We start from the raw sequence: 23,224 nt of genomic DNA on the forward strand, positions 1-23,224 counted from the left end.
AGATGAAGTTGTTGATCGAATCACACCGTCCCCAGCTGTACGCCAGCCTATTAGTACTGCTGCTGATACTGCTTAACACAGGCCTGAACAGCAGCCGTATCTTTGAACGGCTGGATCTCATGACATATGACCTGATGTATCCCTTTCATGCCGGAGAGATGAGCGACGAGGTTGTCATTGTTGCGGTAGATAACAACAGCATTGAACAGCTTGGCCGATGGCCCTGGTCTCGTCGGGAGCACGCTCGATTAGTTGATCGACTGACAGAGATGGACGCAGCAGCCATCGGCATTGATATTCTTTTTACTGAACCCCAAAGAGATGACCCCGGTGCGGATCAAGCATTCGCCATCGCACTACACCAAAGTAACCGAGTTGTATTAGCTGCCGCACCCGGCATCCAACAAGACGGAATGATAACCGAGTTACTCCCCTTGCCAGAGCTGGCCATCAACGCTGCAGGTATTGGCCATGTCGATACTGAACTCGATAAAGACGGCCTTTGTCGTCGTGTATTTCTTTATGGTGGGATCAATGATGCTCATTGGCCAGCCCTGGCGTTAGCAATGCTTCAGACCGCAGGTAAAGACCCTTCTCTTAGCTTACCGTCCGATTTTCAAGAAAATCACCCGACAGACAGTAACCAATCCGAAAGCTGGGTGAGACAAAAAAGCATGTTCATCCCCTTTGCGGCAAGAGATCAAAAACCAACCATCATTTCCTGGATTGATCTGGTCAATGGGTCAGTTCCAGGCCAGCTCATCCGTAATAAATATATTTTGGTAGGGGCAACTGCAACAGGGTTAGGCGACGTTCTAGCTACACCGGCGGCCCAAGACCATGAGCGGATGCCCGGGGTGGAAGTAAATGCACATATTCTCAATGCTCTGATCCAAGGTAAAGCGATCTATTCACTCACTCGTACACAGCACTTTTTACTCAGTTCAGCATTAATACTAATCAGCAGTGTTGTCATTCTTCTTTTACTGCCTCTGCGGATCAGCCTGTTGTCCTCTGCCGTCATGATAGGCGCCGCTCTGATTACTACGCTGACGCTACTCAGTTTTTATCAGCTGTGGTTCTCGCCGGTTTCAACAGTCATAACTATCGCCGCTATCTGGCCAGTCTGGACCATGTGGCAGCTAAATCTGAATACCAGTTTACGTAAGAAGCTTCTAACGCAGCTTCAGTATCAGGCACAGCACCACCGCGCAACCGGCATGCCCAACAGTGGGATGCTGGAAGACAGGCTGAACCAGTTGACGCTCAAAAAAGCAGCTAATCAGATCACGGGGCTGATGATTATTCATTTTGAGTGGCCAGGATCGGCCAGTACAACATTGGGCAGACCGATAGGTGATCTATTATTACAGTCCATTGGAGAGCGCCTGAGGTCTGAAGTATCCGAGAATGATTTCATCGCTCATCTGAATGGTGATGATTTTGCGGTGCTGATAACCCAAACAAACGATAAAGAAAGCATTGAAGACACCGCTGTAGCCCTGCTAAAGCAACTACAACAACCAATAGAGGTAAATGGAGAGTCTCTTTTGCTGTCCCCACAGATAGGGGTCAGTGTCTGGTCCGGGGATGACAACGAAGATAATCAGTTACTTCGAAATGCTTATACCGCAATGTTTAAATCCCGAATAGATGATAGCGAGCATCTCTGCATTTACTCCGCCGATATTGGTCAACAGCTCAAAATTCGCTCGCAACTGGAACAAGCACTGATACACGCGCTCGAACGAGACGAATTTGAGATCTATTATCAGCCGCAAATTCTGGCAAATAGCGGCCAAATCATCGGCACTGAAGCATTATTACGCTGGAACAACCCTCAGCTGGGTTCGGTTTCTCCTGAAGAATTCATCCCCGTGGCAGAGCATGTCGGCTTAATCCGCCCGATCGGGGAGTGGGTAATGAACAATGCCTGTAAGCAACTCAAAGCCTGGCAAGATGAAGGGTTGCCTCCATTACGACTGGCCGTGAATGTATCACCCCTCCAGTTTATCGACCCTGATCTGGGGAACGCTGTTAAACGAATCATTCAGAAGACCGGGATAAAGCCGGAAGATCTTGAGCTTGAAATAACCGAAGGCTCTCTCATGTGGGATATGGAAACTGCGATTAAAATGATGAATCAGATCAAACAGCAGGGAATCATTTTAGCCATTGATGATTTCGGAACCGGCTATTCATCATTGAGTAATCTTAGACACTTCCCGCTGGATCGTCTGAAAATTGATAAGTCTTTTACCCAGGAAATAGGAACCAGTAGCGGCTCTACAGAGATAACCCTCACAATTCTTACCATTGGAAAGCGTTTGGGTATGAGTGTTATCGCCGAAGGAATAGAAACCCAGGAGCAGGCTACTTTCCTGCGCAATAACGGGTGTGACGAATTTCAGGGATTTATGTACAGTCATCCACTGCCCGCCGACAAAATGACCCAGCTGTTACGAGACGGTGCGACGATTGGAATTAACCTGAAATCAGCTGAGTGTGAATCCGTTTAATTATCAGACGATAAAGTCAGATCCAGATGCGAAAGCTCTTCGAGTAACCAGCTACCAGCACTACCGAGGGGACGGTTCTCCGCCCATACCACATCTACCCCCTGTAATGACGCTACTTTCTGGTAATCCCGCTGCAAAATTAGCAACTCCCCCGTCCGTAACTTTGCCTGCACTACATTACGGTGTAAAAACGCCCAACCTAAGCCACTACAGAGTAGTTCAAGAATAATATACGGGCTTTCAGAGAACCAGACACTCGGACTGAACGTCAGGCGCTCATGACTCTGATCGTGCAGATCCAGACTTCTTAATACTAATTGCCGATGGCCTCGCAGGTTGGCATGACTGACCGGTTGTTTTGCGACCATCGGATGATCATGCCGGCAAACTGCTACCAGCTCTGAATAGCCGATTCCTCTAAAGCCAAACCCTTGTGGATATGCCTCTCGCTCTAACATTAAACCAATGTCTGCCCGATTTGTACGAATCAGCTCGGCAACATCACTGCCACCAGGATCGAGTAACTCTAGTTGAATGTGGGGAAACCGTTGCTCGAACCGATGCAGAATATCCAGCAACTGAGGGTTAGAAACACTCTGTTCAACAGCCAGACAAAGCTTAATCTCACCGCTCTGCCCTAAGGCGTGTGCATGCACTCGGAACTCACGCTGGCTGTGTCGAACTGTCCGGGCATATTCAAGCAGAGCTTCCCCGCTTTCTGTGAGCACCGGGTTACGATGACTTCGATCAAACAGCACAACATTGCTATCTAACTCTAAATTGCTGATTGCAGTACTGACGGCTGACTGGGCTTTACCCAACCGTCGGGCAGCGGCAGAAAATGACCCGGTCTCAGCCGCCAGAATAAAGGCTTCCAGTTGATCGATTACCGCCATGTACCACCCTTCCACCTATCTGATTTTTAGATATTATCTAACTTTTATCTATCTATTTAAAGACTAGAATACTTCCATCTAATCATCTGCAACCCTATATCTACCGTCAGGAGCCATCATGAATCAGGCCATTATCACTCGTACACCGCTAGACCGGCTCCGCCATACCCTCATGTTTGAAGCGCTATTACTAACATTACTGGCACCCATGATGTCGCTTATGTTGAATCGGGATATTGTTGATGTGGGAATGCTGGCTATCGTTCTCAGCCTTAAAGCGATGCTGATCAATCCAGTTTTCAACTATGGATTTGATCGTTATGACGTGAAGCGGGGAAAGATTCCAACCGAACGGAAATTAGCCGGAAGAATACTGCATGCGATTGGATTCGAAGTAACACTGACAGCCACATCGCTGCCATTGATTATCTGGTGGCTTAATGTGACCTTTTTACAGGCACTCATGGTAGACATTGTGATGGTGTTCGCCGTTATGACTTACACGCTATTATTCAATATTGGATATGACCGGGTGTTTCCTGTTATCCAACATACACGCCCCTTAACAGATCAGATATCCGATAAGCCTTGTCAGGCGGAGGGCTTATAACTCCCCCATACCAGGGCCTCTGATCGTGTGAGACGGCAGCGGGCAACACCCGCTCTGGCAATGGTTGAACCTACGTCGCCAGTGGGCCTGAATCAACATCCGCTGACAGTCCAGACTCAACGGCCGGGACACCCTCAGACTCTGCATCCGTTACATCAGCCGTGGTAGCTCCCACTACAGTGTCAACGGTTGGAATGGTTGCGAGTGCCTCTGCCGCCAAAGGAGCCTCTACATACTCAAGATCGTTGCGGGTCCACCAGTACCTGAAACCGTTATCCACCATCCACTGACCTATACGATCCAGCGTTGACCACTCACGACAGTCACCTCTGGCACTGTTTAATCGTAACGGTAATCCATCCACATAAACTAATGCAGCCCAGGCATAAGGATGTTTATCAGGATCGCCAAAACCTCCGCCCTGCTTGTTTCTAAAGATACGATAAGCGACAGCATAATCACCCAGGCGCCCCTGCTCACGGCAGATTGGGAGCTCTGCCTGTGTCACACTTCCGGCAATTTCCAGATAGACTTCTAAACTCTCATTAGTAAACATCATGATCCATGGTGTTGCTTTTTGAAAAATACGGACATACATTATGGGTCATGATGTAAGGTTCTACAACAAATTAGATTCGACAACATTGATATAGAACAGCTCGAAACAGGGTCGAATCACAGAACCTTAAACACCCAAAATAATGAAGGAAGTCAGATGGATTCAGGTAATAAAACAGCAATTGAACTACTCGAAGACCTTCGCGCTCACCGTATGACGGCCATTGAGCTGCTTGAGCAAACGATTCAACGAGCAGAGTATGTCGCTGAAACCTATAATCCATTTTCTGTAAAACTATACGATCGTGCACGTGAGGCCGCCGCTAAAGCTGATGAACTGTTAGCCCAGGGTCTGGGCGGACCTCTGTGCGGTTTACCGATCACTATAAAGGAATCACAGTGGCTTGCAGGCGTTCCCGTGACGAGTGCCTCACGCACCGAAAAAGACGTTATCCCCCAGGAAACCAGCGCAGCAGTTCAACGTCTGGAAGAAGCCGGGGCGGTTATCTTTGCAAAAACCACCTGCCCGGAATACTGTCTCACAGGAACAACATCATCAGAACTTTTTGGCACAACAACCAACCCCTGGAATAGAGAGCGTACCTGTGGTGGTTCATCCGGCGGTGCTGGCACTGCTGTAGCAGCAGGTGCCGGCACTTTATCTCTGGGAGGTGACGGTGGCGGTTCAATCCGCATCCCTGCCGCTTTTTGCGGTATTGTCGGTTTTAAACCTTCCTATAAAGCGGTGCCGAGAGAACCTTGCAACCCATCCTGGAGCACCATTGTCTCCTATGGCCCTATGGCCAGGACGGTGGCTGATGCCCGATTGATGTATTCAGTCATAGCTGCAAATAACGATGAACACGCCTATATTGATTCCCTGAATGCCCACACGCTTCAACCCTTGTCACTGGCCGGCCAGAAAGTGATTATCTCTGAAGACCTAGGCCATGCACCTATTGACGATGATGTGCGAATGACCTTTCGCTGGGTTGTCGCTCAGCTAAAAGAAGCGGGCGCTGAAGTCGTATACGACAATCCGCACCTGCCCTCTTCCGTTATCGCCTGGGCAACCTCAGCCATGTACGATACCTGGAGCTTTCAAAAAGATAAGGATCAGCCCCTTAAAGGACTGGAACAAGGCACTCTGGATTCTATGACCTTTGGTGCCAGTATTACCGAAGAAGAATTTGATGCGGCTGAAGATCACCGGGAAGCAATTCATACAGCTTACCAGGCGATGTTCGAACGCAATAACTGTACAACTTTTATTACGCCTACTCTAGGCGTTGAAGCGTTCAAACACTCCCTTCGCCACCCTAAATATGTAGGTTCCACCCGCATTACCTACCCCTGGCTCGACTGGGCAACCTTTATGTACGATGCCAATCTGACAGGTATGCCAGCTTGTGCCATGCCGATGGGGTTAGGTGATGAAGGTCTGCCGCTATCAATTCAGATTCAAGGCCCCCGGGGGACGGATGCCTCTGTCCTTAATATTGCCGAGCAATTAGAAAAAGTCATTGGGTGGGACAACTCACCGAAAGATTCTGCGGCTGAACCTAAAGCAGACAGCAACCCGGACGAAGATGACAGCAAAGGCATCATCAATCAGATGAAACGCGCCCGCGCTCGATTGGCACAGCTTCGGGGGACGGTATCTAAGTGAAAAATTTGCAGTTTGACGTCATCAGTGAACTTTCACCCGGTGAGAAGTTCAGCGAACTTTTTAGTAAAAGCTGGCCAGCCTACCGGGCCTGGTATCTGGATGAAGGAGAGGAAGCACGCCCCAGCTATCTGGAGTGCATCAATGCACTCAAACAACACATGCCTGAATTGGTCCCCTTGTATAAAAAGCTGACGACACTGTTAGATTGCGATGATTTACAAGCTCGCTTTCTCAGTTTGTACTGTCCTCCGACCTTCTATTCTGCTTGTTCACAACTGATCTATAAGAAAGAGCAGACAGCCCTGATCCGCAACTATGATTTTCCTGCGTTTCTCTGTGAAGGCACCATTATGCAGAGCCAATGGCTGGATAAAAAAGTCATCGCGACGGCAGATTGTATCTGGGGGGCGCTCGACGGTATCAACGATGCAGGTCTGAGTATCTCTATTAACTATGGCGGTCGCCTGGTGGAAGGAAAAGGATTTGGGATCACCATCGTGGTTCGCTATGTACTGGAAACCTGCAGTAATGTAGAAGAAGCAATAGAGGTTTTCAGACGCGTTCCCGTGCACCTGGATTACAACATCGCACTGGTTGATAAGACAGGTAATCATTCTACCGTTTTTATCGCACCGGACCGGGATATCTGTGTCAGTCATGCAACCACCTCAACCAATCATCAGGGATCGGTAGAGCCAGGGAAACCTGTGTTTCTTGAGGACTCTGTTACCCGCCTGGATGCGCTCAATAAGCTTGCTGCACAACAGGAAACGACCTTACAGGACAGCGCTGCTCAATTTCTCTACAGCCCCCTGTATCGGCAGCATGACATTCACTCATCAGGCACGCTGTATACCGTTGTATATCTGCCTGCAGAGGGACAGGTCAGCTATCTCTGGCCACATCAAAGCCTCAACCTGAGCTTCGACCTGTTCCCTGAACAGACACTGGATATTCACTATGTATAACCAAGCAGCCATAGACCGGGGTGTATTAAAAAGCGCATGACTATCCTGACAAATAGATTCACCTCAATCTTATGCAAGATTCGCAGCATCATTTTCCCGCAAACACCGAAGAGTGTTAGTGAGATAAAACCAACAGACTCAACCTTATCTAACGATAATAATATAAAGGACGCTACTATGAGCACACCTGATACTCTTCGAAGCCTATCTGACATCTATCGATTCTTTCGAAACAATACGACACCTATCTACTTCGTTTCACCGACCGCCTATAACATTCTGGGATTGGGACAGTGGATTCAGGGCTTCAAATATATCTCTCACTTCGACTCTTTCGATGGAGGCCACTTCCGGGTGACCAATCCAACACAGAATACCGAGCGAGAGTTTCAGTCAATGGAAGATATGGCCAACTATCTGTTGAGCCACAAAGAGTCCGTAGAACTTTTCGAAAAATCGGGCGGTAAGGGTAAGATTCTGACCGTTATGTTTGATGAGAAAACAGAAGAGATCGCTAAAAGTTTAGGCATGGAAATAGCTCTGCCGCCTGCAAGCTTGCGAACCCGCCTGGATTCAAAAATTGTCACCACCCAACTCGCGAATGAAGCCGGTGTTCCGAGTGCTCCCAATATCGTTGATGTCGAAGCCTCCAGCTACGCAGAACTACAAGCGTTAGCGGATGAGAAAAAGCTGGGGAATAAGCTGGTAGTACAAACCCCTTATGGTGATTCAGGTAAAACCACCTATTTCATCAGCAGCGAAGCTGACTGGGATAAAAACGCCGATAAAATCGTTGGCGAAACACTGAAGGTGATGAAATACATCAACCACATCCCAGGTACAGTGGAAGCTGTAGCTACTCGCTGTGGCACTTTAGTGGGGCCATTACAGACCGATATTACAGGTTATGAAGAGCTAACTCCCTATAAAGGGGGCTGGTGTGGTAATGATATCTTCCCTGAAATACTCAAAGGTGAGCAGCGCGATAAGATCATCTTAATGGTTAAAGCGATGGGCGATAAACTCTATGAAACCGGCTACCGTGGTACTTTCTGCTTTGATTATCTGGTAGATACGGATGATGGCGAAGTATATCTGGGTGAAATTAACCCGCGTATCAGTGGTGCCAGCCCGCTTACCAACCTGGTCACTTCAAAGTACGGCGGCATTCCATTGATGCTGCTGCACCTGCTGGAATTTATGGATGTAGAGTTCGACATCGATATTGAAGAGATTCAGAAGCGCTGGGCTGACTTTGATACCTGGACTCAACTGGTTCTCAAGCACACCGAAGACAGAGTACGGATGATCACTAAAGCACCAAAAACGGGTATCTGGCGCATGGACGACGATGGCGACATCAACTATGTTCGTCAAAGCATCGACTGGGGCAACGTCAGTGATAACAATGATGCATTCTATCTGCGGGTTTACGGCGAGGGAGATTACAGCTACCTGGGCGCTGACATGGGGATACTAATTGCACGAGGCCGGATGCAGTCTGATGACCGTCAGTTACTGCCACGGGCAAGTAAATGGGTCACCGCAATTAACAAAGAGTTTGAGTATAAAGAGCTGGAGGAACTGGAAGTGCCCTACATTCCAACCGACAACGTACGTAAAATGCTCTGATAAGGGCATAAAAAAAAGCCCCACGCTTCTGCGTAAGAAACTGGGGCTTTTTTACATCTGTCAGAAACAGTTTAGCAAGATAAACGATCAGGCAACTCTGGACGCCTTAGTTTGATCTTCCAGGTATTCATCGAACGTCCCTGGAAAGTGGACCACGTTCTTGTCTTTAATTTCGATAACACAGGTGGCTAACGAAGACACAAAAGCGCGATCGTGGCTGACAAAGATCAACGTACCATCAAAACCTTCAAGGGCAACATTCAGTGCTTCAATCGCTTCCATATCCATATGGTTAGTCGGCTCGTCCATAATCAGCACGTTGATATCCATCATCATCAGCTTACCGAACAGAAGGCGGTTCTTTTCACCACCGGAACAGACGCGGGCTTTCTTATTAAAGTCATCAGCGGTAAACAGCAAGCGTCCCAGCATCGCCCGTACTTTAAGATCATCATGTTTCGGCGTACGCCACTGTGACATCCATTCAAAAAGTGTCAGATCACAGTCAAAATCAGCTGAACTATCCTGAGGGCAGTAACCGATTCTGGCATTTTCAGACCACTTAACGGTGCCTTCATTTACCGCTAACTCATTCATCAAACAACGTAGAAAAGTCGTTTTACCTGCCCCGTTTTCGCCGATCACCGCGAGCTTAGCCCCGGCTTCCAGGATCAGATTGCCACCAGAGAACAGAGTGCTTCCCTCGAAGCCATGCCCCATCTCTTCAAGAATCAGTGCCTGACGGTGCAAACGCTTATCCTGTTTATAGGCAATGGAAGGCACCTGTCGACTGGAAGTTTTCACCTCATCCAACTCTATTTTATCGAGTTTCTTCGCTCGGGAACTCGCTTGCTTTGCTTTAGAGGCGTTAGCAGAAAAGCGATTAACGAAGGATTGTAGTTCATCCATCTCCGCACTCTTTTTTGCATTCTCAGTCAGCAGCTGCTCTCGGATCAGCGAAGAAGCTTCCATAAAATATTCATAGTTGCCGGGATAAATACGCAGTTCGCCATAATCGATATCGGCCATATGGGTACAGACAGCATTCAGAAAGTGACGGTCGTGAGAGATAATAATCATCGTACACTTGCGCTGATTCAGCACCGTCTCCAACCAGCTAATCGTGTGAATATCCAGGTTGTTGGTTGGCTCATCCAACAACAAAATATCAGGATTAGCGAACAATGCCTGAGCCAATAGCACCCGCAGTTTCCAGCCCGGTGCTACTTGCCCCATCAGGCCGAAATGATATTTCTCTGCAATACCCGCTTCCAGCAGAATATCCCCGGCACGGCTTTCCGCACTGTAGCCATCCATCTCAGCAAACTCGGTTTCCAGATGGGCAACCTTCATGCCGTCTTCTTCCGACATCTCCGGCAAGGAGTAAATTCGCTCACGTTCCTGCTTTACCTTCCACAGCTCAGCATCGCCCATGATAACGGCATCAATAACGCTGTACTCTTCGAACGCAAATTGATCCTGACTTAGAATACCCAGTTTTTCACCCGGTGTTATTGAGATGTTGCCAGCTGTCGGCGTGAGCTCTCCACTCAGAATTTTCATGAAGGTAGATTTACCACAGCCGTTCGCACCGATCAGACCATAACGGTTACCATTGCCGAATTTTGCGGAGATGTTTTCAAACAGAGGCTCAGCGCCAAACTGCATAGTGATGTTCGCAGAGGAGATCAAAGGGATAAGTCCTAAAAGAGAGCAGTAAATAAAGTATCGGTAAGCAGAGCAATACAGAGTCTTTAGAGAAGCGCGAACTGTAAAGAGTTAAGGCCCTAAAGTCGAGCCAAAACTGTACATTTTTTGAACAAATATTGTTTTTCAGATGAATAGTTGTCGATACTGCGATTAGGCTATTATAAACCTATCAGAATCCTGACCCGATCAGGTTGGGAATAGGGAATAGAACTAAGTATTTTAGGGGTAATGATGTATCAGGAAATTATTAATTTTTGGTTCAGTGAAATAGATAACGCCCAGTGGTTTATCAAAGACGTAAAGTTTGATCAGCTGATCATTGAACGCTTCTCCGAGATACATACTCAAGCGGTAGCATGCGAGCTATTCCCCTGGAGAAAAACAGCCTCTGGAAGCCTGGCAGAAATTATTGTATTAGATCAGTTCTCACGAAACATGTTCCGGGACACACCACAGTCGTTCGCCCATGACACTCTGGCTTTAGCACTAGCGCAATCTGCTATTGAGAAAGGCTTTGATACAGAACTCAGCGAAGAGAAACGTCCGTTTTTCTATCTGCCTTTTATGCATAGCGAATCATTGATGATTCATACAGAGGCAGAGCGACTTTATGCACAGTTGGGTAACCCCTCTTCAGCCGAGTTTGAACATAAGCACAAAGTCATTATTGAACGCTTCGGACGTTATCCTCACAGAAATGAGGTACTCGGTCGCATTTCTACCCCTGAAGAAAAGATTTTCTTAACCAGTCCCGATTCAGGTTTCTAAGCACACTGTTTTCGAAGCTTCAGGGCAGCTCATCCAGCATCTTTGTCGCAGATTGCCCTACCTGCGTATCAGCGCCTAAAGCCACAGCCGACTTAAGCGCATTACGTGCTTTTTCGGTATCCCCTAACTGATTACTCACAAAACCAAGTGTTAGCAAAAGCCGTTGGTTAGCAGGATCAATAATAGAGCCTTCTTCCAACATTTTCAGCGCTTCATCAGAGCGCCCTATGTAGTGAAGTGTCAATCCAAGGTTGTTATAGGTATTACCATTTTCAGGATCAAACTCCAGGAGCTTTGCATAGAGTTCCGCCGCATTCACATAATCCTGCTGGGCGAACATCTCGTTCGCCTGACGGGAGATCTCTACCGGATCTTGCAGTATATTAAGATCGGAAGTTGCACCAACCGTATTCCCGCTACCCTGCCCCATATTTTGCGATGGCATACCCTGGCCGGTTAACAGATCACCAGACAGTGTTTGTCCGGCAGTTGGCCAGTTCAGACCAGGCTTAGCAGGCGTATTAACCACAGAAGTACCTGATAGATAGTACTCACGGGTCAGGCCAAAAACAGCCAAACCAAAGACAACCTGAAATACCCCCATTGAGAGCCAGAATTTCATACTGTGAGCCTTAGGGCTATCGGTCATAAATACTCCTCAAGTAGAGATCATTTGGCTACGCGACGGCAGTACTAATCGATACTGCTCTCACTAGTCGACCACGCAAAGCACAATAGATTCAGAAATAATTATCAACTCTGGCTACGCCGGAGCCCCTCGGTAATAGTGCCAAAGAAACAGGGAACCCGCGCTACGGCAGGGCGACCAGTGTTTAATTAACTGACGAGCCTGCTTTGGTGTCGGCTTTTGTTCCAACCGTTTAAGCCGTCCTAAAGCCACCAGCAACGCAAGATCATCAGCGGGAAAGATATCTTGCCGCTGCAACGAAAACATCAGGTAGATCTCTGCACTCCAGCGCCCAAAGCCGCGTAATGATGATATCGCTTTAATCGCTTCTTCATCTGTCATATCAGGCAAAGCATCCAGGTCTAATACCCCTGTCTGTAGTGCCTCAGCCAGCCCATTAGCATACTCAATTTTACGCCAGGACATCCCTGCATCCCGCAGCGCCTGATCCTCAGTAAGCTGTAGTCGTTCCGGGGTTAGCTCTCCGTCCGGGACACCACCTAACACAACGGTCTCAACCCGCCCCCGGATTGCTGCTGCCGCTTCAGTCGACACCTGCTGGCCGATAATGATAGCCAACAGTGCAGAAAATCCGAAAGGACGCTGGCGGGGTAGGGGCGTACCAATCTGCGGTAGCGCCCGGGCAATATCCGCATCCCGTTTGGCCAATTCCGCCAGTGCCAGATCAATATGGGACTGATCCATCAGATTATTAATATGACCTCCGGTATCCACTTGTTAGACATACACTACCGCAATGGCAATCCAATGGTTACTTCAATGCCATGGGGGGCAATGTTTTCCAGGGTTAGCCGACCCTGATAGCTTGCAACAATATCGCTGCAAATAGACAACCCCAAACCCGCTCCCTCTTCTCGCTCATCCAGGCGCTGCCCACGTAGCATCAACCGTTCAATACTCTCCTGCGGCAGTCCCTTACCATCATCCCGGATACGAATCATAAGCTGGTTATCCACCACCGCGGTGCTGAGATTTACTTCACTCATCGCGTACTTGCAGGCGTTATCCAAAAGATTCCCGATCAGTTCGAGCATATCGTCCCGGTCCTGGGGCAAAATATGCTCAGAAGAGAAGTCCGTTTCAATGCTGATGGCCGGATACAGCTTACCCAGAATATTAATCACCGGGGGCAGGTCTATTAGCAGATCCGTTTGTCGGCCCGGTGAAGAAACCCCAACAATTCGGGCCCGCTTCATCTCTCGCTGAATCAACCACTGGATATCATTTAACAGACCTTTAATATCCGCCCCAAACTCCATGTCTGATTCATCCTGGAGCTGTTGCAGCCTTTGTAAGGGCCGCTTAATCTCATGGGCCAGATTACCTAAAGCATTACGTGAGTGACTCACCCGTTGCTTGAGTTGCTGCAATAACTTATCTATATCATCTGCCAGCGGCGCCAGTTCAGAGGGCATACCACTCAGATCCGGTTTTTCTTCTGAATAGCGGAAGGCTTGAATCTTCTTTCTGACAGAATCCAAATAGCGAAAGTTTCGTGTCAGACTCCACTGCTGCATAAAGAACAGAGCGATCGCACCCAGGACTACCACCAGCACAGCCCAGAGGGTATAACGCCATTTTAAGGCATCCAGTGGCGCGCTATCTTCGATGATCGTCAGAGTAAAAAGGGTACCGTTTTTACTAAATGCCTGCTGCCAGACCAACCAATGCTGGTCGTTAGCCCCTGGCATTTGGAAGCTGTTTTCCTGGCCTTTTGTTAGCGTGTCAAAACTAACTGGGTAATCCCATAAGGAACGACTTCTAATCTCAACATCGGGGCCTGAGAGCAGGTAGTAATGCCCCGACAACGCTCGTTGATAAACGTTACTCGCCCCTCGCGGGCTAAGCTGCCAGGACTGACTGAGTGGGTCTTGTTCCAACGCGGCCACTATTGACTCAGCATCGTGCTTCAGACGGGAAAGTATATATTCCTGGGATATTTGCCCTACGCCCCAGTTAATCACCACCAACAAAGCCCCCATCGTCACGCATAGGGCGATAATCAGACTTCGGCTTAACTGGTTACGGATAGATACTGTCATTATAATTTTTCAGTTAACAACTCTATTTATCAACGGGGCCGATACGATAACCTTTGCCCCACTGGGTTTTGATAAAATCTTTACCAAAATAATTACGTAACCGATTCACGTAGACCTCTATGACATTACTGTCTTTAATTCGATCCTCTTCGTAAACCTGCTCGCTCAGCTGATTTTTAGAATGGACTGTATCGGGGTGCATCATAAATTGACGCAACAGTCTGAAATCAATGGCCGTTAACGCGATAAGCTGGCCATTTTGGTCGATCGCCTGCTGTTCAGACAGTAATAGCTGCACGCCATTCCATTCGAGCACATTATCAGCTTTACCCACTGTACGCCGGACAATAGCCTGCAGCCGTGCAATCACCTCATCCGCATGAAAGGGCTTACCCAGATAATCATCTGCACCCGCGTTCAACCCGTCTACCCGCTCATGCCAGGCATCTCTGGCCGTCAAAATGAGTACCGGAACAGTATTACGTCTCTCCCGCCAGTGTTTTAACACATCGAGGCCTGCGATTTCTGGTAAGCCAAGATCCAGAACAATCGCATCAAAGACCTCTTCATCTCCCAGAAACTGACCATCGGTGCCATTATGCGCCATCTCGACAACGTAACCCGCCTTTTGCAAACGACGCTTTAAGCTCTCGGCCAGATCCAGATCATCTTCGACCAGTAAGATTCTCAATCGTCCTGTTCCTCTTTAACTACCTCGCCGGTAACCGCATCGATATACAGTTCCCATACATCACCCTTAGCATCCAGTAGCTCAGCTTCGTAGACAATACGACCATCTTCCTGCTCGATCTCCAGATCTAGCAGGTGACCGGACAAACGATCCTTATTGCGGGCGTAGATCTCTTCGAAAGGTAGAATTCGCCCTTCAGCCACCCAGGCCCTCACCTGTTTATCACTAATATCAGACCCGGCATGTGCCAGGTTAATCATCCCAACGACCATAGCCAGGAATACGAACCGAATCCTCATCAAAATCTCCGTTTTCAGCACGCTGATGGCACGCATTACAATTACTAAAACTCCCCACCTCGTCATTGCCACGGACCAATCGCACCGGAACATCATCATGTTCATGAACAAAGTATGGCAGCTCAGTGATACGCAGGGGGATATCCTGTTTAACTCTTTTTAACATTCCACGTCCCGGTTTACCCGCTTTATCAGTGAGATAAGCATTGATCATTGTCGCGGTTTCATCAGAAACTTCCGCATTCTCATCGAAATGATCTTCCAGTGTGGCCATAATTTCAGTCCAGCTATCGACTGGCAACATCCTTGCTGGATAGGCCAGATGACAGGCTCCACATTCCTCCCGGTACAACTCTGCTTCAACAGAGTTATCGGAGCGCCCACCATAGTTCCCCGAAGCGATACTTACCCCGGTCAGGCCCAATCCCCAGGCTGCGATCAGAAAACTACCGGCCACGCCCCAACGAATATAGCCCATCACTTTTTTCGTACCTGACTTCAGCATTTTATTGCTCCCTCAACCAAACTAAGAAATCGCCTTTTTCCTGCGCAGTACACTCTCGTTTTAAAGTCCACTTACAGTTTCTCAAAAACCACTTATCGATTTTTTTGCTGTCAGTTAAACGCTTGGGGTTTATCGAAGGTGCCATCGGTTTAATCACCTTTCCGGTTTTTGCATGTTTACCCACTTCGGTTGGATTAGCACCGTGACACTGCGTGCAGCTGCGGCCATTGTTATCTGAACGCCATAGTTCCAATCCGGCTTCAGGGCTGAAACTCTCAACTCCCTGAACACGATACTGATCCAGTTTCTGATCTGTAATATTCGCCATGACATCGGCGTTTGCAGCCACTCCTAAGCTGGATAACACCCCTGCTAACAACCACCTATTTGCCCACATATGTCTCTCCTTCATCCTTCTTAGCCACGACCTTTTTAACACCTGTGACCATCGCTCGAATCAGATTTTCCCGGTGTAGAAAACTACTGACAATGACACCCGCTATATGTACAAAGACCAGAAATAAAGTGGCGTTAGCGCAGAGCTCATGCACATCTTCTATCAGGTCTTCGTTAAATACCGTAACGAAAGTACCTGCCAGTGGCCCATCACCCTCAATGGCTAACAGCGTCATACCGAAGAAACAGGTCAGTGCCAGCATTAGTAATAGCGCGATCACCATCATGCCGCCTGCGGGATTATGACCGACGTAATGTTCAGCGTTGCCGGTTAACAGTGACTTCAAATAACTAACGACTTTGTCACGCCCGGTAATGAAGTTACCAAAACGTGCGTATTTTGGTCCGACGATACCCCAAAGCAAACGAAACCCAATCAGCGCGCTGATGGCATAGCCCATATAAAAATGTACCGCTTCAAAATCATCTTCAGTCAGATAAGCAACCGTAAAAAACAGTGCCAATGACCAATGAAATATCCTGACGAAGGGGTCCCAGACTTTTATTACCTGGGGTGAATCTAAATTCGGCATCTTCTTTCTCCTCTATCGCTCATATCGATGACCGATCTCCTATAACGCCTATCTTAATGAGAAGTACTTAAAAGAAGCTTAAAAAGACTTACCGAAGAGAAAGAAACGCAGAGTAATTAATTAAATTCGGCCTGCCCATGTTTCAACATAGGCTATCCATATTAACGCCATAAATTTAAACAATTACTCCCTTTTAAATTTCACCTATATGCTGGCGAAATTTATCAATTTTGACCTGTGAAGTTATGCTTTTGATCAATGAAATATGCAAAGCCGTATGCTAATGTCGCCACAGGTACAAAAAAGGGACCTACATGATGATCGGTCTCAGGTGTTCAGGGATTTTAGAACTCAGCCTCAGTACCAGGGGTGTTTGTTATGGACGCTGTAAAAAAGTCCCCTCCCAGAGCTCTACTATCGATATACGGTCTTCTGTTATTACTGCTGATCATGAGCAGCCCTATAACTAACGCAAATACAATCATTGCTGACCGTTTTACTGACAAGCTATCCATAACTTCCTCACTAGAATTAGCGGCAGATGCCAATCGTAGTATTCTGATCACCGATATTGATACACCGGATTCAATCGTCTCGTTCGCACCCATCGCCAAAACAGGGAGTAATCTGGGTTTTACCTCAACCCCATACTGGATCCGTTTCACCCTACACCAAAACGAAAAAACCCCTCCCCTGTTACTGGAGTTTGCTAATCCTCGTATCGATAATATCGAACTCTATCTGCCCCAATCAGACGGTAGCTATCATATGAGCGAGGCGGGTGAATCAAAACCCTTTGTCGAACGTGAGTATCAGTTTAGAAATTTTATGTTTGAGCTCCCCAATCACCCAGGTGAGTCTCGTACGTACTATCTGCGCATGGATTCAGAAGGTAGCATCCAGGTGTCTCTTTATCTTTGGAGTTACGATGCTTTCATTCAATACCTGGATAATAGCAATTTACTGCTAGGCGCATACTACGGCATTATGATTTTACTGATGATGGTAGCGGCCGCTTTCTATCTCAAGCTCAGAGATCCGCTGTTTCTTACGTATTCGTTGTATCTACTAACTTATATTATCTTTCAGCTCAGCCTGAACGGCCTGAGCTATCAATACCTCTGGCCTGAGCTATCTGAATACTCTGGTCGTCTAACAGCAGCCTCAGTTGGTTTTGTCGGCATCGGCGGCTATCTGTTTGCTGGGGGGTTCTTACGGATCTGGCAACGACACAGCGTTCAGCTGATCACTATTGTCGCCTTTCTGATCAGCCTGGACAGTCTGGGTATTGTCATGAGTTTGTTTGGGGATTACGCACTGGGAGTTAAGTTATCCACCTTAGCCGGACTCAGCCTTCCACCGGTTATACTGTTCGCCGCTATCTCATCCTGGCGCAGTGGTTACCGGCCTGCCCGTTACTTCCTAATGGCCTGGATCATCTTCCTCTTTGGTATTTTTATAGCAGGATTGCTCTATTTTGGTCTGGTGCCACAAACATTCCTGACATTGTATTCAATTCAGATTGGCTCGATTATTGAAGTCATTCTGCTTGGCTATGCGCTGATTGATCGCGCCATACTAAGGCAAGCCCAAAAAGTAAAAATTGGTGAGCTGAAAGGCGAGTCGCTGGAACAGAAAAATTTAGAACTTGAACAGTTAGTACAGGCTCGTACACATGAGCTGGAAGAGAACAATATCCGCTTAAAGAAACTCAGTCTTCAAGACAGCATGACAGGCCTGCTAACACATAATGCCACGATCGATCTGCTTGAACAGCAACTGCATATTGCCGTTCGATATATCCAGCCATTGTCAGTCATCATGCTGGATATAGATGATTTTAAAAAGGTCAATGACCGCTTTGGCCATCTGGCCGGTGATGGCGTAATAATTAACATCGCTAAAATTCTTAAAGCCTGCATGAGAGAGGCTGACTATTGTGGTCGCTACGGCGGAGAAGAATTTATCCTTATCCTGCCCGCGACAGATATATGGGAGGCTGCGGTAGTGGCTGAGCGCATCCGGCAACGGGTTACCGAACTCAAATTAATCGATATCAATAATCAGCCACTGTCTGCCAGCTTTGGCGTTTCAGAATTCAATCAAGAAAGCTCCGAGGTGGATCTCATTTTACAGGCGGATAAAGCCCTGTACAGGGCAAAACAGAAAGGTAAAAACTGTGTGGTTACCGATTACAAATCAAGCATCGAAGCACTAACCATATAATGGTTGTCACCTCGCGAAGCTTAGCTCGACGGACAGGGTAACGACTTTCGTTACGCGAACAGCTCCGCGGCTTCCAGAGTCTGGCTGATCAATGCATTGATAGTCATCGGTCCCACGCCACCCGGTACCGGGGTTAGAGCGGAAACCCGGGATTCCAGACCATCTTTTTCAATATCTCCCAGACCTCCCGGATGATATCCGGCATCAACCACCACGGCACCATCTTTAATCCATGCAGCCCGAATCAGCTCTGGCTTACCTACCGCACCAACCACTATATCCGCCCGACCTATTTGATCAGCCAGGTCCGCTGTACGAGAGTGGCAAACGGTCACTGTACAATTCGCGTTGAGTAACATCGCAGCCATCGGTTTACCTAAGATAGGACTGCGGCCAACCACCACTGCATGCTTACCTGCCAGTTCGATGCCGTAGTGATCCAACAGTGTCATAATCCCTGCTGGTGTCGCCGAACCAAAAGCCTGCTCCCCCATCGCCATACGACCAAATCCCTGAGTCGTGACCCCATCAACATCTTTCCTAATCGAAATCGCATCGAAGCAAGCCCGCTCATCAATCTGCGCTGGCACGGGATGCTGTAACAGAATACCGCAAACCTGCGGGTCATTATTCAACTCAGAAATGGTTGCCAACAGCTCTTCGGTACTGGTGGTTTCTGGCAACGTTACACTACGAGACCCCATACCTACCCGGCCACAGGCATTTACTTTCATCTGTACATAAGTCGCTGACGCAGGATCATCACCCACCAGAATAGTTGCCAGCACCGGCTTTAGCTCCAGCTTATCCACACGCTGCTTTAACATCTGCTCGCGTTGTTTCGCCAGAGTTTTACCGTCAAGAATCAGTGCCGACATCGTTAACCTCATATTCCAGATACATTTAAAATGGGAAAGGGTAACTATGATAGCCGGATAATTGATGAATGGATAACAGACTACGCATTCAAATTGCCTGATTACGGCAATTTTATGCAAAAATTAAATAAATTCCATTATTGCGAAATACGCAATACAGCAGTGAAAATATATCAATATACGCAAGAACATAAAATCTATAGAGTACTGCTTATTAAATTTCAGTGGCCCATCTGTATAGCTATCTATCTAGCTCTCTATATAATATTGGCCTGCTGAATTTGAGCCTTGCGGACAGCATTACATCTACAAGGTAAAAATAGAATTTCCAGTTTTTGCCAACTGGGCAAGAACTCAATTAAACGGAACTATCAGATATGTCTAATAACTACTTCAATACACTGCCTCTGCGCGAGCAGCTGGAACAACTGGCTAAGTGCCGCTTCATGGATATCTCTGAATTTCCAGACGGCGTAGAAGCACTGAAAGGTAAGAAGATTGTTGTAATCGGTTGTGGTGCACAAGGTCTGGCTCAGGGCATGAACCTGCGTGACAGCGGCTGTGACGTTTCCTACACACTGCGTGCTGCTGCTATCGAAGAGAAGCGTCAGTCCTGGAAGAGCGCTACTGAGAACGGTTTCGTTGTTGGTACATATGAAGAGCTGATCCCGACTGCTGACGTTGTTCTGAACCTGACGCCTGATAAGCAGCATACACCTGTTGTTAACGCTGTTATGCCACTGATGAAGCAAGGCGCTTGCCTTTCTTACTCTCACGGTTTCAACATCGTTGAAGAAGGCATGAAGATCCGTGACGACCTGACTGTAATCATGGTTGCACCTAAGTGCCCAGGTTCTGAAGTACGTAACGAATACGTACGTGGTTTCGGTGTTCCTACCCTGATCGCTGTTCACGAAGACAACGATCCTAAAGGCGAAGGTCTGGCACTGGCTAAGGCATACGCTGTTGGTACTGGCGGTCATAAAGCGGGCGTTCTGATGTCCTCTTTCATCGCTGAAGTTAAGTCCGATCTGATGGGCGAGCAGACTATCCTTTGCGGTATGCTGCAAACTGGTTCTCTGCTGTGCTTTGACAAGATGGTTGAAGAAGGTATCGATGCTGGTTACGCATCCAAGCTGATTCAGTTCGGTTGGGAAACTGTCACTGAAGCACTGAAATACGGCGGCGTTACCAACATGCTGGATCGCCTGTCTAACCCAGCTAAGATCAAGGCATACGACCTGTCTGAAGAGCTGAAAGTTATCATGCGTCCGCTGTACAACAAGCACCAGGACGACATCATCAACGGTACATTCTCCCGCGTTATGATGGAAGACTGGGCTAACGATGACGTTAACCTGCTGGGCTGGCGTGCAGAAACGGCTGAAACAGCCTTCGAAAAGACTCCAGCTGGCGATGTTGAAATCTCCGAGCAGGAATACTTCGATAACGGTATCCTGATGGTTGCTATGGTTAAGGCGGGTGTTGAACTGGCATTCGAAACTATGACTGCTGCGGGTATCATCGCTGATTCTGCATACTACGAGTCTCTGCACGAAACGCCGCTGATCGCTAACACTATCGCACGTAAGAAGCTGTACGAGATGAATGCAACTATCTCTGATACTGCTGAATACGGTTGCTACCTGTACAACCACGCTTGTCTGCCTCTGCTGGCTGACTTCATGAAGGACATCAAGACCGACGTTATCGGTAAAGGTCTGGATCTGGAAGACACTGGCGTAGACAACGCTCGCCTGATCGAAGTGAACGCTGCACTGCGCGCTCACCCGGTTGAAGCGATCGGTACTACCCTGCGTGGCCACATGGCTGACATGAAGAAGATCGTTTGATAACGACGCTTACTTCTTAAAAAGAGGCCGGGCTTAATCGCCTGGCCTTTTTTTTCGGGCTTATTAATTAGGTCTGCTTTATAAGCATTAAGTAAACATGCACTTTACTCTGTGCTTATAAAACACGCTTAGCCTAGCAACCGCTTATTAAACATTTACACCGCCTACCGGATACTGTGACATATGAATATTCGCCTGGACAACCTGACCGTTAACTTTGACGACCGCTTTCAATTAGAAGAGATCAACTGGCAGCTGGATGACAGTCAGCACTGGGTCGTCACCGGCGCCAACGGCTCGGGTAAATCCGCACTGGCGGCTGTATTAGCCAGCGCCGGCGAAAACCTGTCCGGCAGCATCGACGGCATACCTGCAAAAGTAGGCTTGGTCTCTTTTGAAGCGCAGGCGGAACTGATCGAAGCCGAACTGAAAAAAGATGACGCCGATATCATGGATGTTATCGCCGAAGGCACCCCGGTGCATGAGATCCTCAATCCCGGTGATAGTAACCAACAACTGATCGATGAGCTGGTTGAGAAGTTTCAGCTGCAAACACTGGTCGACCGGGCTTTTCGTAAACTGTCCACCGGTGAATCCCGTAAGGTAATGCTGATCCGCGCACTGGCCAGCGAACCAGATCTGCTGGTACTGGATGAACCTTTCGACGGACTGGATGCCCACACGCTGGAGATGTTACAAGCGTATCTGGCAACGCTAGTCGAGACAGTCCCTATGGTGATGGTGCTAAACCGCTTTGATGAATTCCCGGACTTCATCACCCATATCGCCTATGTGGATAATGGCCGCCTGCACCATCGGATTGACCGAAGTGATACAAAAGCATACAACGAGCTTTATCAACTACTGCACCTGAAAACAACCGATCTTGCGGTCCCTGCTGCAGATCCAGAAACAGCGATTCCTACCCTTGACCCAACCCAGCCATTAGTAAAACTGAGCAGTCTCAATATTACCTACGATGGCCACCGGATCATCGATTCTCTGGACTGGACCATCGAACGCAATCAGCACTGGCAGTTGAGTGGGCCCAATGGCAGCGGTAAAACCGGCCTGCTATCGATAATCACTGGCGACCACCCACAGTGCTATGTCAACGATATCTTCGTCTTTGGCTTTAAACGTGGCAGCGGCGAAAGCATCTGGCAAATAAAACAGTTTATCGGCTACGTTTCCACCGCTCTGCAATGGGAGTACAAAGTCGGCACAGGCCTGCGTAACGTTATAATCTCTGGTTTCTACGACAGTATCGGCCTGTACACCAAAGCCACCGACCGACAGAAACAGATCGCCGATGAGTGGCTGGCATTGCTGGGCATGTCTGACCGGGCAGATACCCCGTTCAATAAACTCTCTTATGGCGATCAGCGTCTACTATTGATCGCTCGGGCGATGGTGAAGCACCCTCCTCTGCTGATTCTGGATGAGCCATGCCTGGGTCTGGATGATATGAACCGACAACTGGTATTGGCCCTGATTGAAAAAATCTGCGCCGGAAGTGAAACCTCAGTTCTGTATGTAAACCATCACCCTGAAGACAAGATCAAAGGCATTGAAAACTATCTGGCGCTGGAAAAACGTGAGCCTGAAAATAGCTGATAGCTTTGTACTTTGCTTATAAACAGATAAAAGAAAGCCCGGCATGACAGCCGGGCTTTTTATATTAAGGGCATCACACTCAACC

21 protein-coding genes are annotated in these 23,224 nt (G+C 47.9%); 9 read left to right on the forward strand and 12 right to left on the reverse strand.

Translation table 11 applies throughout. The annotated features are described in order from the left end of the window. Positions 1-2: 2 nt before the first annotated feature. A complete protein-coding gene (locus AMJAP_RS12880) occupies positions 3-2,519 on the forward strand; it encodes an EAL domain-containing protein (RefSeq protein ID WP_019620134.1) in 2,517 nt (838 codons plus the stop codon). Here AMJAP_RS12880 and AMJAP_RS12885 read toward each other — a convergent pair. Further along, positions 2,516-3,415 carry a LysR family transcriptional regulator gene (locus AMJAP_RS12885; protein WP_019620133.1) on the reverse strand — a complete coding sequence of 300 codons (900 nt, stop codon included), beginning with the start codon at positions 3,413-3,415 and terminating at the stop codon, positions 2,516-2,518. The genes AMJAP_RS12880 and AMJAP_RS12885 overlap by 4 nt on opposite strands. Positions 3,416-3,533: 118 nt before the next feature. Here AMJAP_RS12885 and AMJAP_RS12890 point away from each other — a divergent pair, with 118 nt between their 5' ends. Beyond that, entirely contained in the window at positions 3,534-4,025 is a 492-nt protein-coding gene (locus AMJAP_RS12890; RefSeq protein WP_019620132.1) for a PACE efflux transporter, read from the forward strand. 70 nt (positions 4,026-4,095) lie between these two features. Here the strand turns inward: AMJAP_RS12890 and AMJAP_RS12895 are convergent, their stop codons facing one another. Then, positions 4,096-4,584: a hypothetical protein gene (locus tag AMJAP_RS12895; RefSeq protein ID WP_019620131.1), complete on the reverse strand. Its 489-nt coding sequence runs from the start codon at positions 4,582-4,584 to the stop codon at positions 4,096-4,098. Positions 4,585-4,740: 156 nt separating this feature from the next. On the opposite strand from AMJAP_RS12895, the gene AMJAP_RS12900 reads away from it, so the two are divergent. The 3 genes from AMJAP_RS12900 to AMJAP_RS12910 all read left to right on the forward strand — a co-directional run bounded on the left by AMJAP_RS12900 (position 4,741) and on the right by AMJAP_RS12910 (position 8,852). After that, complete coding sequence (locus tag AMJAP_RS12900) at positions 4,741-6,252, forward strand: amidase (protein ID WP_019620130.1); 1,512 nt, start codon at positions 4,741-4,743, stop codon at positions 6,250-6,252. Next, positions 6,249-7,220 (forward strand): C45 family autoproteolytic acyltransferase/hydolase, encoded by a 972-nt coding sequence (locus AMJAP_RS12905; RefSeq protein WP_019620129.1) that lies wholly within the window; start codon positions 6,249-6,251, stop codon positions 7,218-7,220. The genes AMJAP_RS12900 and AMJAP_RS12905 overlap by 4 nt, the downstream gene beginning before the upstream one ends. A 177-nt stretch (positions 7,221-7,397) precedes the next feature. Beyond that, positions 7,398-8,852, forward strand: a complete 1,455-nt coding sequence (locus AMJAP_RS12910) for an ATP-binding protein (RefSeq protein ID WP_019620128.1) — start codon at positions 7,398-7,400, stop codon at positions 8,850-8,852. Positions 8,853-8,939: 87 nt separating this feature from the next. On the opposite strand, the gene AMJAP_RS12915 is transcribed toward AMJAP_RS12910, so the two are convergent. Then, entirely contained in the window at positions 8,940-10,544 is a 1,605-nt protein-coding gene (locus AMJAP_RS12915) for an ABC-F family ATPase (protein ID WP_026339939.1), read from the reverse strand. Positions 10,545-10,793: 249 nt separating this feature from the next. On the opposite strand from AMJAP_RS12915, the gene AMJAP_RS12920 reads away from it, so the two are divergent. After that, positions 10,794-11,330: a DUF924 family protein gene (locus AMJAP_RS12920; RefSeq protein ID WP_019620126.1), complete on the forward strand. Its 537-nt coding sequence runs from the start codon at positions 10,794-10,796 to the stop codon at positions 11,328-11,330. A gap of 19 nt (positions 11,331-11,349) precedes the next feature. Here the strand turns inward: AMJAP_RS12920 and AMJAP_RS12925 are convergent, their stop codons facing one another. From AMJAP_RS12925 to AMJAP_RS12960, 8 genes are all read right to left on the reverse strand, one after another. After that, the gene (locus tag AMJAP_RS12925; protein WP_019620125.1) at positions 11,350-11,979 is read right to left on the reverse strand and encodes a tetratricopeptide repeat protein; all 630 of its coding nucleotides are present in this window, start codon (positions 11,977-11,979) and stop codon (positions 11,350-11,352) included. A gap of 114 nt (positions 11,980-12,093) precedes the next feature. After that, positions 12,094-12,723, reverse strand: coding sequence for a DNA-3-methyladenine glycosylase family protein (locus AMJAP_RS12930; protein ID WP_026339937.1), 630 nt, complete (start codon positions 12,721-12,723; stop codon positions 12,094-12,096). A 44-nt stretch (positions 12,724-12,767) separates the two neighbouring features. Then, a complete protein-coding gene (locus AMJAP_RS12935; protein ID WP_019620123.1) occupies positions 12,768-14,081 on the reverse strand; it encodes a sensor histidine kinase in 1,314 nt (437 codons plus the stop codon). Between the two features lie 22 nt (positions 14,082-14,103). Then, the gene (locus tag AMJAP_RS12940) at positions 14,104-14,772 is read right to left on the reverse strand and encodes a response regulator transcription factor (RefSeq protein WP_019620122.1); all 669 of its coding nucleotides are present in this window, start codon (positions 14,770-14,772) and stop codon (positions 14,104-14,106) included. After that, positions 14,769-15,071 carry a PepSY domain-containing protein gene (locus AMJAP_RS12945; protein WP_051088382.1) on the reverse strand — a complete coding sequence of 101 codons (303 nt, stop codon included), beginning with the start codon at positions 15,069-15,071 and terminating at the stop codon, positions 14,769-14,771. Before AMJAP_RS12945 ends, AMJAP_RS12940 begins: the two co-directional genes overlap by 4 nt. Next, positions 15,025-15,576, reverse strand: a complete 552-nt coding sequence (locus tag AMJAP_RS12950; protein ID WP_019620120.1) for a diheme cytochrome c — start codon at positions 15,574-15,576, stop codon at positions 15,025-15,027. Before AMJAP_RS12950 ends, AMJAP_RS12945 begins: the two co-directional genes overlap by 47 nt. Before the next feature lies 1 nt (position 15,577). Further along, positions 15,578-15,973, reverse strand: a complete 396-nt coding sequence (locus AMJAP_RS12955; protein ID WP_019620119.1) for a DUF1924 domain-containing protein — start codon at positions 15,971-15,973, stop codon at positions 15,578-15,580. Next, complete coding sequence (locus AMJAP_RS12960) at positions 15,960-16,565, reverse strand: cytochrome b/b6 domain-containing protein (protein WP_019620118.1); 606 nt, start codon at positions 16,563-16,565, stop codon at positions 15,960-15,962. Before AMJAP_RS12960 ends, AMJAP_RS12955 begins: the two co-directional genes overlap by 14 nt. 378 nt (positions 16,566-16,943) lie before the next feature. Here AMJAP_RS12960 and AMJAP_RS12965 point away from each other — a divergent pair, with 378 nt between their 5' ends. Next, complete coding sequence (locus tag AMJAP_RS12965) at positions 16,944-18,791, forward strand: sensor domain-containing diguanylate cyclase (RefSeq protein WP_019620117.1); 1,848 nt, start codon at positions 16,944-16,946, stop codon at positions 18,789-18,791. A gap of 50 nt (positions 18,792-18,841) precedes the next feature. Here the strand turns inward: AMJAP_RS12965 and AMJAP_RS12970 are convergent, their stop codons facing one another. Beyond that, the gene (locus AMJAP_RS12970; protein ID WP_019620116.1) at positions 18,842-19,669 is read right to left on the reverse strand and encodes a tetrahydrofolate dehydrogenase/cyclohydrolase catalytic domain-containing protein; all 828 of its coding nucleotides are present in this window, start codon (positions 19,667-19,669) and stop codon (positions 18,842-18,844) included. A gap of 377 nt (positions 19,670-20,046) precedes the next feature. Between AMJAP_RS12970 and ilvC the strand changes: the two genes are divergently transcribed. Then, positions 20,047-21,522, forward strand: coding sequence for a ketol-acid reductoisomerase (gene ilvC / locus AMJAP_RS12975; protein WP_019620114.1), 1,476 nt, complete (start codon positions 20,047-20,049; stop codon positions 21,520-21,522). A 183-nt stretch (positions 21,523-21,705) separates the two neighbouring features. Continuing rightward, complete coding sequence (modF, locus tag AMJAP_RS12980) at positions 21,706-23,139, forward strand: molybdate ABC transporter ATP-binding protein ModF (protein WP_019620113.1); 1,434 nt, start codon at positions 21,706-21,708, stop codon at positions 23,137-23,139. Positions 23,140-23,224 lie beyond the last annotated feature (85 nt).

The sequence above is a fragment of the Amphritea japonica ATCC BAA-1530 genome (assembly GCF_016592435.1).
In the GTDB taxonomy this organism is placed as follows: domain Bacteria; phylum Pseudomonadota; class Gammaproteobacteria; order Pseudomonadales; family Balneatricaceae; genus Amphritea; species Amphritea japonica.